This is a genomic window from Xylanibacter caecicola (assembly GCF_013166515.1).
Classification (GTDB): Bacteria; Bacteroidota; Bacteroidia; order Bacteroidales; family Bacteroidaceae; genus Prevotella; species Prevotella caecicola.
In genome coordinates, this window is record NZ_JABKKJ010000004.1 from 101,390 (window position 1) to 118,034 (window position 16,645).

A 16,645-nucleotide genomic window follows, 5' to 3' on the forward strand; every position below is an offset into this window, starting at 1 on the left:
CATGGTTTCTTATGACTCACTATATTTTTCGATTTTAATCTCTTTGTTGCTCATTACTACATATGCTTTATTCAGACGCGGTATCCAATATTCCCATCTTTCCTCCATCGGATCATTTTCATTATATACATAAAGATAAAGCTGTAGCCCGTCTTCAAATAAAACTTCGAGGTTACGTTCCTCATCCATTCGCACGTATTGTACTTCTTTTCCTAATAACTGATGCGTTGCTACAGCCATCTTTCCGGTATTAGGAGTATCGTCATCATTGACCGTTCCTAAAAGCTCGTCTTCTCTCCAAATTTCCCAATAACACCATGTCCAAATACTATTGTCATTCTCTACAGTAATAAGAAGAATTGGTCCCATTCCTCCTCCAGCACTGCTGTAAATAACCTTTTGTCCTACAAGCTCTTCTAATTCTTTCATAGTTGTTATTTGTTTTATTGATGTTGGATTTCTTCTTCGTTTTTTCTAAAGACGAATGTTAGATTTATCGGAACAAAATCAAAAGGCAGGCGTTCTTTATTTGGCTGCCATTTTATCTCATTCTTGTATAACTCCATTATATGATTGACGACCGGATTGATAACAGTTTTTTCTTTAGTCTTGTTTTTAATCAATACATTCACAACAGTAGTATTTCCCATAATGTCCATTCTGCAAAATCCCTTTAATTCTATAGTGTCCGGAATATCGGGAATTTTATACAGACTGTCTGCTGCTTTCTTCAGATATCTTCTTAATGTGTCCTTGCCGGCTATCATGATGTTTTCAACGCGGCGTTCTTGAACTACGGTATGCTTTTCCTCGTAATCTTCTTTACAGACAATACTGTCGATATAGTTTTTTAATTCCTGTGAGACTTTAAAGAAATATCCCTCCATAAACATATAGCCTCTATCCATACAGGCCGTTCTGACAGAGTCAGATGAGTAGAAATATATTTTGCATCTTACATCCATAGTTTGTCTCCTTGATGGTTCGAGATTTCTGAGCATATCATGCAAATTATTAATAATACGCCTGTCCTTTATTTTATATCTCCTTATTTTGCTGGCAAAATCAACTTCAAAATTCATACAAGAGACGTCACAATCGGTCATTAAATACCAGTCTGAATGAGATATGAGGATACTGTCAATATTCTGTATCACGGGCTTATATTCTTTTGCATTGGAGCGGCAGAAAGCTCCAAGCATGATAATTGTATATACAATTGTCCGTAGCACGGTCGTTGCCTTTGTGCGTAAAACTTGTAAAAAGTGATGTGTAAATCTTTCCATATTAAAAATGCGATGTTATGCATCAAGCTAAGATGTATATCAATTGACCTTAAAGTTCAGATATTGTTTCGTATGATTCATTATATTCATAATACTTTCCGATTTTAATTTCTTTGTTGATCATTACTACATATACTTTATCAAGACGCGGTATCCAATATTCCCACCTTTCCTCTATGGGATCTTCTATTCCTTCTTCTTCCACATAAACGTACAGTTGCAGTCCGTCTTCAAATAAGACTTCGAGGTTACGTGCCTCATCCATCCGCACATATTGTACTTCCTTTCCTAATAGCTGATGCGTTGCTACAGCCATCTTTCCTGTATTAGGCGTATTGTCATCGTAAGCCGTTCCTAAAAGTTCGTCTTCTCTCCAGATTTCCCAATATCCCCATGTCCAGATGCTGTTGTCGTTCTCAACCGTAAGAAGGAGAATAGATCCCAATCCTCCAGCACTGCTGTAAGTAACCTTTTGTCCTACAAGTTCTTCTAATTCTTCCATTCTATATATTCTTTTCAATTTTATTTAATGTTTTCATTGGAACATCAGCCTTATACCATAAGGTAGTTCAAGATGTATATCAACTAACCTTAAAGCTTAGTTATTGTTTTTTATGACTCACTATATTGTTCGATTTTAATCTCTTTGTTGCTCATTACTACATATGCTTTATTCAGACGCGGTATCCAATATTCCCATCTTTCCTCCATCGGATCATTTTCATCATATACATAAAGATAAAGCTGTAGCCCGTCTTCAAATAAAACTTTGAGGTTACGTTCCTCATCCATCCGCACGTATTGTACTTCTTTTCCTAATAACTGATGCGTTGCTACAGCCATCTTTCCGGTATTAGGAGTATCGTCATCGTTGACCGTTCCTAAAAGCTCGTCTTCTCTCCAAATTTCCCAATAACACCATGTCCAAATACTATTGTCATTCTCTACAGTAATAAGAAGAATTGGTCCCATTCCTCCTCCAGCACTGCTGTAAATAACCTTTTGTCCTACAAGTTCTTCTAATTCTTTCATAGTTGTTATTTGTTTTATTGATTATTTTCCGAAAAAATCGTGTATGAATTCTTCAATTTCGTGATAACCTAACCCCTGATGATTGATTTCATCGTGTAGAAGTCTTCTTTCTTTCTTATTTAAATTATATTTATTAGCTAAAGATTTTGTTTGTTCCTTTTGTACCATACGATTTCCTGACATCTTTCCAATGGCATGTCCCATTTTCTGTTTTCCACCAACGAATTTATTGTTTTTTCCAAATGTGGGAGCTATGCCGGTAATAGGAGCAAAACCTGTAATTCTTCCGTCGGAATTGACATTCCAATGAGCAAATCCATCATAATATGTTGTTCCGCTTAGTATATGGTTTAGATTCAGCAAGAAACCGTCTAATGGCTCATATACAAATGCACCGGGATAACCGTATCCGGATGATGATACAGGTTTAAGATTTGCATCGAATGATTTAGAGACAACAGTGACTTCCCCATTAACTATGTCTGTATAATAGGTGTAAAACTTCTTTGTTTCATCATTATAGGTTAAGTGCCCTGTAAATTCTGCATCTGTTGCATGTTGCCAATCTGAAAAATCAAACTGGGTCTGTCCCCTGCCAAGAGCATTGATAAAATCTATCATCCGATCTGCATCCGATGTGCTCCAATAGTCTTTCCCATCCGGATCAATCCTGTTCACCGGGTTATTTCCGCAATAGGCATACGGACTGATGTGGTAATACTTTTCGCAAAACGGATCCATCCTGTCCCACACCAGCAGGATAGGATTGTACATCCTTGCCCCATAGTCATACATGTTCAGTCCGTGCATCGTATCCAGTTCCTTTCCGTTGTACTTATATTGCTGGAACGATGCGTTTATCGCTGCATCACCAAATACTCCGCCGAACGGATAGTAGTGGGTGATCTGTTTAATATCACCGTTTTCACAGACAACAGCCCTGTTGTTTCCAAGATGGTCTTTGGTATAATAATATAGATTAGGTGTTTGGTTGTTTTTCGGGTAAAAGGACAAATATCCTCCGGGGAACATGAATAACACCAGCCCGTTGTCATATACTAAGTTGTCATTGTACTCGGTCACATCCGAAATAATGTATTTAATTGCAATGTTATCCGGTGCCATTATGGATTTTCGTGAAACAATACTTCCTTCATGAGGTTCCATTATTGTGTCCTTGACCAGTTCCAGCGTGTCCCGTCCTACCATGGCACTGCGTAAATCCATGACGTGTGTCCTTTTCAATCTTCTCCCGTCAGGGCTGTATACGTATGAAATCTCGGATCCGTTTGAGAAAATAATCCGTTTGGGATTGTTCAGATTGTCGTATTCTATATTCTTTATTCCCTTGTTCGCATCGCTGACCAATGCCCCTACACTGTTGTATGTGTATTCAATGTTGTTTGAGGCATTGTCCTTAAAGTCAAACGATGCGTATTTGTTTACCTCTTCCGCATCATCGTCAACCCTTATTATTCTGTTGCCGGAAAGGGCTATGTGCAGATTGTCTATTTTCCCGTGTATTCCATCGTCTTTAAGTCCTCTGCGCTGAAATCTTTTAATCGCTCCGTTACATGTATATTGCACCACCTTTTCATTATATCTGTTCTTTAGGTTGCTCATGTCGTCCCGTTCTCCATAAACGGCTTCTGTAAGCCTGTCCAGACCGTCGTATGTAAATTTGTATCCGCGTTTCTGTGTATAGTCGGGTGCCTGCCATGACATGCTGCTTATATTGCCGTTATAACAAGGAGTTCCGTATCCGTCTTCATAATGCAGTCTTTCTTCAAATCCCGGTCCTTCAATGCTTTTTGTCCATCCGTGCATGTCGTAACCATATGACACTCTTCCTGCATTGCCGCTACGCCGGCATCCGGTTATGCGCCCGAGGTCATCATAGGTCAGAGTGCTTATATGGTGTGTTTTCTCTTCCTTTCCCGGAATGTATACTGTCATGTCGGCAGACAGCAGCACACCGGTGTTCTCTTCGTAGTTGTTGGTGATGATGCTTCTTAAATCAAGTTTTATTGCATCTCCGTCCACCGAATAGTATTCCTGTTCCGTACGTTTGATATTGTCGGTAAAGGTATATTCATTATGTACGCTTGTCAGACGCTTGCCGAGTGAAATGCTCTTTATGTCCGTAACCCTTCCTCTTTTGTCATAATATACAGCCTTAAGCATTTTTTCTCCGTTACTTGCCACCATCATGGTTCCCGTATTCATTGTTATGGAATACTCGTGTCCTCCTGCGTTCATTTTATCCATGAAAAGTGGAAAGACGTCTGAATAAAGTCTCAGGAAGTCATAGTCATCATAATAATTTACAATCTCTATTTTCGGATTTATGATTTGTCCCTGTATGTCTGTTTGATATCCGGTACCAAGCATGCCGTTTCCCGTGGACATATAACGGCTTATGTTTGTCTTGCCGTTTCTTGTACATCCGTCGCAAGTCCCCTGTATGGCAAGCCGTCCGAAACGGTCATAGAGAAAGAACCTGTAAAGTCCGCGTTCACGCAGTGTGGCATCCTGCATGAATACCTGCCTGTCTGCATCGTCATACCAGAATTGAGTGTATTTACATCCAGGCAGTATTTTCTTTACACACCGTCCTCTTGCGTCATATCTGTATTCGTAGGCGTATAGTGCCTTGTAGCCTGAGTTCTGATATTCAGGTGACAAGACATATCTTAGGTGTCCCAAATCGTTGTATACAAAATATGTGTCGTTGCATCCGTCGCGGCGTTCGAGAACCGTATGTCCTGACATGTCCTTATACTCTATGACGGTATGTCCGTCCTCGTCTTCCGTTTCCTCACCGGTAAGTGTCCCTGCGGCATAGTGTCCGTCCTGTATGAGGGATATTTTGTCCAATGGCGCTTTGTATCTTTTAACGGAACCTGCCGTATTGGTTATATACCTTTTGCGGGTCATCTTTTCTGCTGAATGCCATGCTTCTCCCGGAGTTGATGATGATACAAGCCTGCCCAAGGCATCGTATTTGTTCTCACTGTATCCGAAACTGTCGTTATATGTGAAACCTGAATATGTGGCGTAGGTGTCGTTACTCATAAAATCCGGTGTCACTCCACCTGCAACCGGCAGCCATTGTTCTTTTGAAAGTCCGGCGTAGTCATAAGTTTGTAGTGTATATGAATACTTTCCTGACGGTGATACTCCTCCCCGGACGTTCAATGTAGGTCGCCCCAAGCCGTCGTAGTATTGTATGTTCTTGACAGCTTTTATGTTCTCCTCAATGTCTATGTCTATATCGCCATCATAGCTGTACTGTTCAAGTAAGATCAACTCCTTGACATAATTCTCACCGGGAGATTGTCCGTAGGAACATATATAAAGACATGACAGTAATATTATTGATATATACAGTTTCTTCATTGATAGACTTTGTTTTGGGTTCTTGTATTATACCGGTATCTTTTGAACGGATGATAATCTTCGTCCGTAATCTCAAACAGTCTGTTAAATCTGTCGTAGCTGTAGTATATAATAAGACCGTTTGGATAATAGATATCATTCAGTCCTTGAAGAGGTACATGAAAGTATCTGGTGGTAAACGATCTCATACCGTTATTCTTGTCAGCGTCCGAGCCGACATTTATTGCTTCTATGAAGGATTCGTCTCGTGTCCATTTCAGGTCGGTTACAGGTTTTCCTCTTTCGGTATATGAGTTTAAGGCATAAGTCGGCGAGTATGTATGATATTTGACAATCGTGTCTTCTGACAAATCATTGTTAATACGCATATACGAATCGAGTATTGGCATGCCTGTATCCGACAGGCGGTAGTTCTTTCTATATCCTCCTGTAAAAATATTATTGGTGTAATTCTTCAAGGCTATAGGTCTTATGCAGAACATCTCAGAGCCTAATTTTTCTGTAGCTGGAGTATTGGCAGAGAACGGATATATGTATTCTTTACTTATACTTTCTCCGTTTCTTGTCATGCTCTCAGACATAGTGAGTCTTACTGTAGTTTCATGAGGGAATATATAATCGATGTGAAGTTTCTTGTTTTCTTTATTAAAGTGTCTGTAATCGATTGTTTCTCCGTTGTCATAAAATGTTATTGTTGTATCAGATACTATATCGTATTTTGGAAACAACAGTTTGTATATGCCGCCGGTGAAATAGCCGAATGTCGCGGAGTTGCCAAAATTCACGTAAGTAAGGTTGGAAGAAAGCACATAGTCCGTTTCTACATTCTCTTTGGTATATCCGTATTTTATTTTTCTCATAAGGGAATTTTCGTTGTTGTATGTTTCCGCAGACAAAAGTTTTCCTCTTTTGTATCCTTTTTCTGTGAACATGTCAAACGGTGAGGGCTTTCCGAATGAGAAGTCTTTTATAAATCGTTCGTCCTTTGATGCGGATATGTTCTGATAGTGGTATCTTGTATACGTGCCGTCCTGTTCCGCTTCTTCAACAAAGGAATAACCGATATGTGGTCCGAAGGAATTGGATAAAGGAATGATAGATGCGCTTCTGGTGACAGACTGCATGGCTATGGCCTCTTTGGTTTCAAGACTTGCCATCCAGTTGCTCCAACTGTATCGTGGTGCGGCGAACAGTTCACCGCTTGACAGTCCGGTCTTGGGATTTTTATAATTGAAAGTTCTTTTCCTTGCAATTTCATTTCTCTCCACATCTGAATAGTCTGTGATAGACTTGATTCTGACACCGCCGGCAATTCCGGTGCTGTCTCTCATTGTTTGCCTGTCAGCCGATACACATGAAGAGAAATCATTGCATTCGTATGTCATAACACTTTTGCCTCCTGTGGGATATATTATTTCCGAGAGTAAACCATATTGCAGTGTTGATGGATTTGAATTCCTTGTATTGTATATATTCAAGTTCCCCGCCTTGCACTCTCTGCCGTTATAAAATCCCCAATGATCTGTCTCTGTTGACAGATAATTATCGGGCAGCATGTTGTAATGGTTGTAGTTGAGATGATAGCTTCCGGACATAAACTCTTTTTGCCGGTCGTAGAATCTTACGTCTGTAAGATGCATTCTGCTGTTATAATCATAGTCAAGTTCTATTATCATATCTGGAGAATCACCCCATTTTATTATGATATTATGCAGTTCGTTTAGACGTGTCGATGCAAGAGGATTTGCATATTTATTTCCTTGTTTGTCTTCAAACTGATATTGTGCGATGTTCTTCTTGTCGGTCTGTAGATAATAAAATAAGGTGACGTCGCTGTAATCATAGTCACTGAAACATTTGTATACATCAAGTCCGGGATAAAGATCCTTTGTTGGTGTATTGGAATATGATGTGTCAAATTCAATGCTTACCTTATAAGGAGTGATTATTTTGTCTATGTATACCGGAGAGTTTAAAACTCCTCCGTATGGAAAACTGTAGTTGCTATGGCTGAATTCCTGACCATAGGATGATCCGTAGAATTTGGCTTTCTCGTAAATATAATATGAGACGGCTGTGTTATAGAACTGTGCGATAAACTTACCTCTTTTATATTTCAGTTCATACAAAATATTGCCGAATCTGTCCTTGATATATGTAAGATACCAGCTTGTGGCAAAAAACGACTCGATTTTTTCAATATCGGATTGTCTGAAGAAGTTTGTCGTATAGTCTATTGCATCGTTTGTTCCTCCAAATTCGTATATATATCCTTGGTCATCCCTTATCGTGAATCCTTTTATCACTTTAGGCTGTTTCGTTGAAGTGATGTCACCGGGAAACGTTTCTATAAAAGGTGATATGTAATTGTTCTCATCATCGACATCGAAGATAATGTCCAGATTCTCGTCACAGAGGACTTTCCACTGTCCGTCGTTGCCTAAGAAGAACTTACCGCTTTTACCCATAAAATTGAATGTGAATATATCGGGCTGGTAATCGTATTTATTGTATGAAACATTGTTTTTAAGGACGTTTTCATTATTCATGTCTTCTTTCAGTTTGTGACATGACTTGAAATAGTTTGTGAAAGGAGCGATTGTGCTTTGGTATACAGGTATATACTCGTCACAGACATTATTCCTCATTCTGGTAATTACGCCTCCTGCTGTAAGTGTCCAGTTGTGACCGGTCCATCCCGGCAGACTGTTGACCATAACTCCAGATGCATCATATTGCAATGTTAGCGGAAATTCCATATCACGTACTTTAAGAGTATATATAGGTATGGATATATCAGGTCTTCCTGTATAATATGATACGGGTATGTCCCCGTACCGTCCGAGATCTGAAGCGTTTGGGGTAGGGACATCTCCGGGGGCCATCTGTTGTGCGGCTGCTTGGATTATAAATGTGATGTATATAGAAAGAATCAGGCAGATGCGTGTTTTCATGTTTATTGTGTGTAATGTGTTTTAGCGGTACTTCCATGATAACGAGAAGTGGTTTTTGTTATTAAGGCAAATGGTTCTTCCTCTGTGGGAACTGTATGATTTTAACCCCGGCTTGTTTATCGGTGTTTGTTTTATAGTGGAAATGGTTTTTGAATGTCCGGATGATGTTTTTAGTGGTAGTTGTTGTTATTGTAGTTTGTTTATAACGTAAAAGAAGAAAAAGGAGGTAAAAGATACAGACTTGTATACAGATATATAATGTCTTTATCTTTTATCTCCTTTAGTATTATTCACCTCTTATGATGCTCAAAGAATGCTCTTGACAGTCTCAAGCATACCCTTTTCCTGAATGTCGTTCAGGAAGCCTGTAAGCATGTCTGTGAGTCCGGGGATAGCGTTAAGGTCACCATGCTCGCCCCAGATAAGGTCTTTAGCAGCAAGAACACCTTCTGCAACCTTGCGTGTGTCTCCTGTTGCCCACAGATCTGTAAGCAGCTGCATGATCTTAGCGTCGTCGTTAGGAACAATCTCTACGCCGTCAGCACGCTTGCCACCCTTGTAATAAGTGATGATGGCTGCAAGACCCAGAACAAGTCCCTTAGGCAGTTCGCCCTTGCGCTCCAGATATGTCTTCACTCCTGGCAGGTCGCGTGCGCAGAACTTCGGGAATGAGTTCAGCATGATAGATGTAACCTGATGGTCAACAAACGGGTTGTTGAAACGCTCAAGCACATCACCTGCAAACTTCTCCAGCTCGTCCATCGGCAAGTTGAGTGTCTGCATAAGCTCTTCGAACTGTACCTTGTGGATGTACTTGCCAATAACCTCATGGTTGCATGCGTCACGTACAATGTTTACGCCGCTGAGGAATGCGACAGGCGAAAGAACAGTGTGAGGACCGTTGAGCAATGTAACCTTGCGCTCGTGATAAGGCTTTTCGCTCTCTGCGATAAGTACGTGGAGACCCGCCTTTTCTGCAGGGAATTCTGCACGAAGTTCCTCGCATGTCATGTTCTCTGCCTTCTCTATAACCCAAAGATGGAATATCTCTGCCTGTACAACGAGGTTGTCAGCATAGCATACCTTCTCCTGTATCTCTGCGATTTCCTTGCGTGGGAAGCCCGGAACGATTCGGTCTACGAGTGTTGCACATACATAGCAGTAGTTTGTAAACCAGTTCTTGAATGCCTCATAGTCGGCACCGAGGTCTTCTTTCCACAGTTCGATGTACTTGTAGATACATTCCTTAAGATGATGTCCGTTAAGGAATATAAGCTCGCAAGGCATTATGATAAGACCTTTCTTGGGGTCACCGTTGAAAGTCTTGAAGCGGCGGTAAAGCAGCTGTACGAGCTTTCCGGGATATGAAGATGCGGGAGCGTCTGTAAATTTGCATGTGTCGTCAAATGCAATACCTGCCTCTGTTGTGTTTGAAATGACGAAACGTATTTCCGGCTGGTCTGCAAGAGCCATGAAAGCCTGGTTCTGTGAATATGGGTTAAGTGCACGGCTGATAACGTCTATACGCTCAAGTGTGTTCACTGCCTGACCGTTCTCACGTCCCTGAAGGTTCACATGATACAGACAATCCTGACCGTTGAGCCAGTCAACCATACCGCGCTCGATGGGCTGTACAACCACTACGCTGCCGTTGAAGTCTGTTTTCTGATTCATGTTCCAGATAATCCAGTCTACGAAAGCACGCAGGAAGTTTCCTTCACCAAACTGGATGATCTTTTCGGGCATAACGCTTTTGGGCGCAGTCCGTTTGTTCAAAGCTTGTAATTTTTTCATGATTTGTTATGTTTTTAAACGTTGTTTTTCTCGTTGTATGCAAAGGTACTATTTTATTTAATAGGTGACATTGCATTTTGATGTTAAAATAACGTAAAGGTTTACGGACGGTTGTTACATCGTGAATACGTTGAAGCCGCCATCTACAACGGCAACCGTGCCCGTAACAAACTTGGCTGCATCGCTCATAAGATAGTGTATTGTGCCGCAAAGTTCCTCTGGGGCGCCCATTCTTCCGTAAGGCGTCTGTGTCACCACGTCGTTCCCACGCTCGGTATATGTGCCGTCAGGATTGGTGAGCAGTGCTCTGTTCTGTTCGGTGATGAAGAAGCCCGGGGCAATGGCGTTGACTCTTATTCCCTCGCCAAATTTCTTCGCACACTCTGTTGCCATGAACTCGGTGAAATTGCTGATACCCGCCTTTGCTGCGGCATATCCGCAGACACGTGTAAGCGGACGGAAAGCTGCCATAGACGAGAAATTGATAATTGAGCCTTTGCCCTGTTTCACCATAGGTTTGAGAAATACCTGTGTAGGTATTACTGTTCCTGTGAGGTTCAGGTCTAAAACCTTGCGGAAGTGTTCCACATCAAGATCGAATATATTCTTGTCCGGAGTAATCGTGGCACCGGGCATATTGCCGCCTGCCGCATTGAGAAGAGTATCTATTCTACCGTATTTGGCTATTATGGCATCGCAGTTTTCCTGCACGGCATTGATGTCCATTACGTCGGTTTTCATGAACTCGGCATGTCCGCCTGCCTGCATTATATCATTTACGATTTCCTGTCCTATCTCTTCCTTACGTCCGAGTATCACTACCTTTGCTCCGTTCAGTGCAAGATACTTTGCTATACATCTGCCAAGAACTCCCGTTCCGCCGGTAATGACCACTACATAATCCTTTATATTAAATAGCTCGTTCATATGTTTTGTTGTTTTATAATGTTATTCAAAAAATCCGGGTTGTTTGTATTCTATGCCCAGTTCGCGGTCTACGGTGGCAAGTATTCCTTGTACCTGACCAAGTGCAAACATGCGTCCGAGGAACGAATATCCGGCATTGTAATTGCGCTCTTCATCGCCCAGCATTGTCATCCCGTGGTCTACACGCATTGGTAGAGCCGGATTGACTTTCTCGAATATGCGTGCCAGTTCGATGATGTCGGCACGTCCGCCAAGGTGTGACGCCTCTGTAAAATCTCCGTTGGGGAAGATATGGCATGAGCGCAGGTGTACGAACCATGTGCGGTCGGCATATTTCTTTGCCAGTTCAACGATATTGTTGTGTGCCCCGGCAGAGAGCGAACCGGCGCAGAACGTCAGTCCGTTGTGCGGATTGTCAACTGCTTTGAGGAACCAGTTTATGTCCTCGTCGTTGTTTACTATGCGCGGAAGTCCGAGAATAGAGAAGGGGGGATCGTCCGGGTGCACGCACATGTACATGTCACACTCCTCACATGTAGGCATTATTGCATTGAGGAAGTACTTCATGTTCTCGCGCAGCTGTTCTTTTGTTATGCCTTTATAGAGTCCCAGCAACTGGCGGAACAGTTCGACAGGGTGCTCGTCGTCTTCCTTAATGTTGCCGCTGACAAAACCCTGTGTCTTGACAATTATGTTCTCCACCAGTTTGTGGTCGTCCTCCGGTGTCATTCGTTTCTTTATCTCATCGACTTCTGCAAGAATGTTACGTTCTATGCCTTCAATCTTGAAGTTTGCCCAGTCATTCTCTGCGCCCTCGCGTTTAAGAATATGTATGTCGAAGTATGCAAACTCGGCAAACGAGAAGTAAAGGTTTGTAGTGCCGTTGGGATTGTCGTGGTTAAGGTCTGTTCGTGCCCAGTCAAGTACCGGCATGAAATTGTAGCATATAGTATGTATGCCTTCTGCCGAGAGGTTGCGCAGGCTCTCCTTGTAAATCTCTATCTGTTCGTCCCTGTCCGGTCCTCCGTACTTTATGGTTTCCGTTACCGGCAGACTTTCCACCACGCTCCATCTCATGCCATAGCTCTCTATATATTCACGCAGGTCACGTATCTTTTCACGTGTCCACACTTCGCCTAACGGCACGTCGTGCAAGGCTGTTACGATGCCTTCCACCCCGATTTGTTTAAGCATGGCAAGTGTTATCTTGTCGTTCTTGCCAAACCATCTCCATGTTCTTTCCATTGTGTTTTATTATGATTAGTAATATTTCATGTTTTTATCATTCATGATGATACGGTTCACCTTTTATAATAGTACATGCCCTGTATATCTGCTCCGTAATTATCAGGCGTACCATCTGGTGCGAGAATGTCATCTTAGACAGCGACACTTTCTCATCTGCCCTTTTGTATACAGCGTCGGAAAAGCCGTAAGGACCGCCGATGACGAATACCAGCCTTTTCGCCACATGCTGTTTCTGTTGCAGCCATGAGGCAAATTCCACGCTCCTGTATTCCTTGCCGTGCTCGTCGAGAAGCACTACAAAGTCCGCCGTCTGTATCTGTTTCAGTATAAGTTCGCCTTCCTTCTCTTTCTGCTGTTCGTGTGTAAGGCTTTTGGTGTTCTTGAGTTCCGGTATTACATTCGTTTCAAAAGGCATGTAATGACCAATCCTGCCGGTGTAGTCGGTAATGCCGGCGGCAATGTTTTTGTCGGTTGTCTTTCCTGTTAATATCAGAAGTGTTTTCATATTATCTCATTCCTTGTATTCGTCCTTGCGCTTGGGGTTCATCGGAAACCATCCCTTTTTCACGCGTTTACGCTGTTCAAACAATTCCTGTACCGACCATAGGAACGATGCTCCTATAATTCCGAGGACAGAGGATATGATGGTATCTTTGATGAACAATGCCGCTATAATGCACGCTATGCCTGCAACGACGAATGCCCACCAATATCTTACACCTGTATAATATTCGGTTTTTATAACAATCGGGTGAAACAGTCCGATTGTGAGAAATGCCAGTATGGCTATTATAACTCCTGTAAAGTACATTCTATGTTTTTGGTTTATGTGTAATGCAAATATACGGAGAATATTCGATAAAACAAAATAGCGAAAGTCGGACTTTAGTCCGGTTCGCGATGGCGAAGCCGATTTTGTGAGTCAAATATACGAAGAATATTCGCAGAAAGTCGAAAATGAATGTCGGGTTTCGACCCGGCTAATGGTTGCATGAGCAATTCGATTTATGCAAATATACTCTTTTTTCATGAAACGGCAAACAGTATTCCACTTTTACTGTAAAATTAATTCGACAGGCGGTTGTCGGTGATGATATATTCGGTCTGTCTTTGGCTGCCGTTTCTTATGCGACATGCTGCCTTACGGCAGTTTTTTTGACATTCTGGAGAGCTGTGGTACGGTTGTGTGTGACTGATATTTTTGTGCTTTTTGTAACATGCTAATTATCAGTTTGCTTTGTTTTACTTTTCGAAAGGTGGCATTTTAGGCTCTGAAACATGGCATATCAGGCTGCAAAAGGGCACCTTTTAGAGCCTGAAACGTCATCTCTTGCAAAGTGGCGGCATTGCAAGCCACTTTTTGTGTGCCTCAGACATGTGTCTTTTTGATTTTTGTCATGTTTTATTTGGCTATCATTTTTAAATATATTAATTTTGGCATTGCTATGAAAAGGTATATAAACAGATTTTTATTGCGTGCCCTGTTGCCGGCGTTTCTTATTGCGGCAACCTCGACCGGTGTTTACGGAAAGGGGCATAAGCGCGAGTTCAGAGGAGCATGGATACAGTGTGTTAATGGACAGTTTCTGGGATTAGGTACAGAAAAAATGCAGAAAACACTGGAATATCAGTTGGACGAACTTCAAAAAGACGGGCTTAATGCCATCATATTTCAGGTGCGTCCGGAGTGCGATGCCCTTTATAAAAGCGACATAGAGCCGTGGAGCCGTTTTCTTACAGGCAAGCAAGGACAGGCGCCGACACCTTATTGGGACCCGCTGCAGTGGATGATAGAACAGTGTCATAAGCGCGGCATGGAGTTGCACGCATGGATAAATCCGTATCGTGCAAAGACCAAAACCACGCATGAACTGGCAGGAAACCATATAGCCATACGTCATCCGGAACTGGCTTTTGCATACGACGGACAACTTATTCTTAATCCCGGAAAGCCCGAAAGCAGAGAGTATATATGCCGTGTCGTTTCGGATATTGTGCGTCGTTATGATATAGACGGATTGCATATCGATGACTATTTCTATCCTTATCCGGCAGCAGGACAGACAATTCCGGACGAGGAGGAGTTTGCAAAATACAGCAACGGCATACGAGACCGTGGCGATTGGAGACGCGACAACGTCAACGTATTCATAAAGCAGTTGTGCGATACGATACACAGCGTCAAGCCTTGGGTGAAGTTCGGCATATCGCCGTTTGGCATCTATCGCAACAAGAAGAGTGCGCTGGAAATAGGCAGTGATACGAACGGACTGCAGAACTACGACGACCTGTATGCCGATGTGCTGATGTGGGTCAACAATGGTTGGGTGGACTACTGTGTTCCGCAGCTGTATTGGGAGATAGGACACAAGGCTGCCGATTATGAGACTTTGATAAAGTGGTGGAACCGATATGCCGGAAACCGACCTCTTTATATAGGTGAGGATGTTGAGCGCACGGTAAAGAAAGCTGATGTGAATAATCCCAAGATAAACCAGATGTCTGCCAAACGGCAACTTCATGACAGGCTGAACAATGTCAATGGCACAGTCCTTTGGTATGCCAAGGCTGTAACGGACAATGTGGGTAACTATGGTTCGGCACTTCGGAATGTTTATTGGCGTACACCGGCGTTGCAGCCCTTGATGCCGTTCATAGACGGCAAGGCTCCCGGCAAAGTGCGCAAGATGAAGATTGTTACCATGCAGAACGGTGACAATGTGCTGTTCTGGACTGCTCCTAAAGGAAAACGTTGGGATGACGTTGCTGCGAAATATGTAGTCTACAGGTTTGCCGGAAATGAAAAAGCGGATATTGAAAATCCTGAAAATATAGTGGCTGTTACGACGGATACGTTTTATAAGCTGCCCCGGACCGATGTTTCCGTGGGTAAAACGGTATATGTGGTGACGGCTCTTGACAGGATGAGTAACGAGAGTAAACCAAAGAAAAAAACATTGAAGAAGTAAATATATGGAAGAGAGAATGTCTATAGCCAGGCAGATCGAACGTTTTGTGAACAAACTGGCACAGAAGTATCCTGCACAGGATGAATGTAGTCTGATGTCCGACATACATTTGTTTGTATCGCCGGAAACAGGCGAACTTGTTGCCTATGATGATGATGACAACGAGATAACGCGTTGTGTGATAGAACAGTGGATAGAAACAAAGAACGAAAACTTCTATGATGCTGCCACCAAAATATTGCGTGAGGAGCTGGAACGTCTTGACGATGTGGTTTCAACTCTTGGCATATTGAAACCTTACAGCTTTGTCCTTGAAGGGGAGGAGCACAGGCATATAGCCGAACTTTATCTCGTCGATGACGAGTTTAACATCATTGGTGGAGATTTGTTGGAAGATTGGGACAAGGATCTGGATGCGTTTTTCGATAAACTTATGAGCGACAAAGCCTGAACGGCTTTGTCGTAAATGTTTGTATGTTGAACGATAGGCAGACGTGTGGTGAATAAAAAGCAGATTTTTATTTGCTGTTTTAAAACAAAGTGTTACTTTTGCATTTGCAAACTCGAGATTGCAAATATGCAATGAAAAACATGAATACAACAATTAAGCATTCAGGTGTGGTAGAGTCGGTTACGGGTGATTGTATTAAGGTGCGTATCGTCCAAACGTCTGCATGTGTGTCGTGCAAGGTTGCCGGACACTGTCATGCTTCGGATAAAAAGGATAAGACAGTGGACGTGTATGGCACCGATACTTCCGGACTGAATATAGGCGACGAGGTAATGGTGGTTGCTTCAGAAAGCATGGGCTGGTTTGCCGTGGTTCTTGGTTTTGTATTGCCTTTTATTATAGTGGTGGCGTTGCTTTTTGCCGTTCTTGGCGTTTCAGGAAACGAACTGACGGCCGCGTTGGCAAGCCTTTTTTCACTTATTCCTTATTTTGTGTTGCTTTATCTGTGCAAAGATAAAATACGCAAGAGAATATCTTTTACCATAGAGAGAAATGTATGACATATAAAAACAATAACTAAAACAA

14 protein-coding genes are annotated in these 16,645 nt (G+C 42.3%); 3 read left to right on the top strand and 11 right to left on the bottom strand.

Going from position 1 to position 16,645, the window contains the following annotated elements; genetic code table 11:
- Positions 1-9: 9 nt before the first annotated feature.
- The 11 genes from HPS54_RS04100 to HPS54_RS04150 form a co-directional block, all read right to left on the bottom strand.
- Positions 10-429: a hypothetical protein gene (locus HPS54_RS04100; protein WP_172344203.1), complete on the bottom strand. Its 420-nt coding sequence runs from the start codon at positions 427-429 to the stop codon at positions 10-12.
- A 14-nt stretch (positions 430-443) separates the two neighbouring features.
- Positions 444-1,286, bottom strand: a complete 843-nt coding sequence (locus tag HPS54_RS04105; protein ID WP_172344204.1) for a hypothetical protein — start codon at positions 1,284-1,286, stop codon at positions 444-446.
- A 49-nt stretch (positions 1,287-1,335) separates the two neighbouring features.
- Positions 1,336-1,788, bottom strand: a complete 453-nt coding sequence (locus HPS54_RS04110) for a hypothetical protein (protein ID WP_172344205.1) — start codon at positions 1,786-1,788, stop codon at positions 1,336-1,338.
- Positions 1,789-1,898: 110 nt separating this feature from the next.
- Complete coding sequence (locus tag HPS54_RS04115) at positions 1,899-2,318, bottom strand: hypothetical protein (RefSeq protein ID WP_172344206.1); 420 nt, start codon at positions 2,316-2,318, stop codon at positions 1,899-1,901.
- 21 nt (positions 2,319-2,339) lie between these two features.
- Positions 2,340-5,717: an RHS repeat domain-containing protein gene (locus tag HPS54_RS04120; RefSeq protein ID WP_253951927.1), complete on the bottom strand. Its 3,378-nt coding sequence runs from the start codon at positions 5,715-5,717 to the stop codon at positions 2,340-2,342.
- Positions 5,714-8,476, bottom strand: coding sequence for a hypothetical protein (locus HPS54_RS04125; protein ID WP_172344207.1), 2,763 nt, complete (start codon positions 8,474-8,476; stop codon positions 5,714-5,716). The genes HPS54_RS04120 and HPS54_RS04125 overlap by 4 nt, the downstream gene beginning before the upstream one ends.
- Positions 8,477-8,977: 501 nt before the next feature.
- A complete protein-coding gene (locus HPS54_RS04130) occupies positions 8,978-10,465 on the bottom strand; it encodes a tagaturonate reductase (RefSeq protein WP_172344208.1) in 1,488 nt (495 codons plus the stop codon).
- A gap of 114 nt (positions 10,466-10,579) precedes the next feature.
- The gene (locus tag HPS54_RS04135; RefSeq protein WP_172344209.1) at positions 10,580-11,392 is read right to left on the bottom strand and encodes an SDR family oxidoreductase; all 813 of its coding nucleotides are present in this window, start codon (positions 11,390-11,392) and stop codon (positions 10,580-10,582) included.
- A gap of 21 nt (positions 11,393-11,413) precedes the next feature.
- Positions 11,414-12,637: a mannonate dehydratase gene (gene uxuA / locus HPS54_RS04140; protein ID WP_172344210.1), complete on the bottom strand. Its 1,224-nt coding sequence runs from the start codon at positions 12,635-12,637 to the stop codon at positions 11,414-11,416.
- Positions 12,638-12,674: 37 nt separating this feature from the next.
- Entirely contained in the window at positions 12,675-13,145 is a 471-nt protein-coding gene (gene rlmH, locus HPS54_RS04145; protein ID WP_172344211.1) for a 23S rRNA (pseudouridine(1915)-N(3))-methyltransferase RlmH, read from the bottom strand.
- Positions 13,146-13,151: 6 nt separating this feature from the next.
- Positions 13,152-13,451: a DUF4491 family protein gene (locus HPS54_RS04150; protein WP_172344212.1), complete on the bottom strand. Its 300-nt coding sequence runs from the start codon at positions 13,449-13,451 to the stop codon at positions 13,152-13,154.
- Between the two features lie 634 nt (positions 13,452-14,085).
- On the opposite strand from HPS54_RS04150, the gene HPS54_RS04155 reads away from it, so the two are divergent.
- The 3 genes from HPS54_RS04155 to HPS54_RS04165 all read left to right on the top strand — a co-directional run bounded on the left by HPS54_RS04155 (position 14,086) and on the right by HPS54_RS04165 (position 16,620).
- Positions 14,086-15,609 (top strand): glycoside hydrolase family 10-like protein, encoded by a 1,524-nt coding sequence (locus HPS54_RS04155; protein WP_172344213.1) that lies wholly within the window; start codon positions 14,086-14,088, stop codon positions 15,607-15,609.
- Between the two features lie 4 nt (positions 15,610-15,613).
- Positions 15,614-16,060 carry a hypothetical protein gene (locus tag HPS54_RS04160; RefSeq protein ID WP_172344214.1) on the top strand — a complete coding sequence of 149 codons (447 nt, stop codon included), beginning with the start codon at positions 15,614-15,616 and terminating at the stop codon, positions 16,058-16,060.
- Positions 16,061-16,200: 140 nt separating this feature from the next.
- Positions 16,201-16,620 (top strand): SoxR reducing system RseC family protein, encoded by a 420-nt coding sequence (locus HPS54_RS04165; protein ID WP_172344215.1) that lies wholly within the window; start codon positions 16,201-16,203, stop codon positions 16,618-16,620.
- The last annotated feature ends 25 nt before the right edge of the window (positions 16,621-16,645 follow it).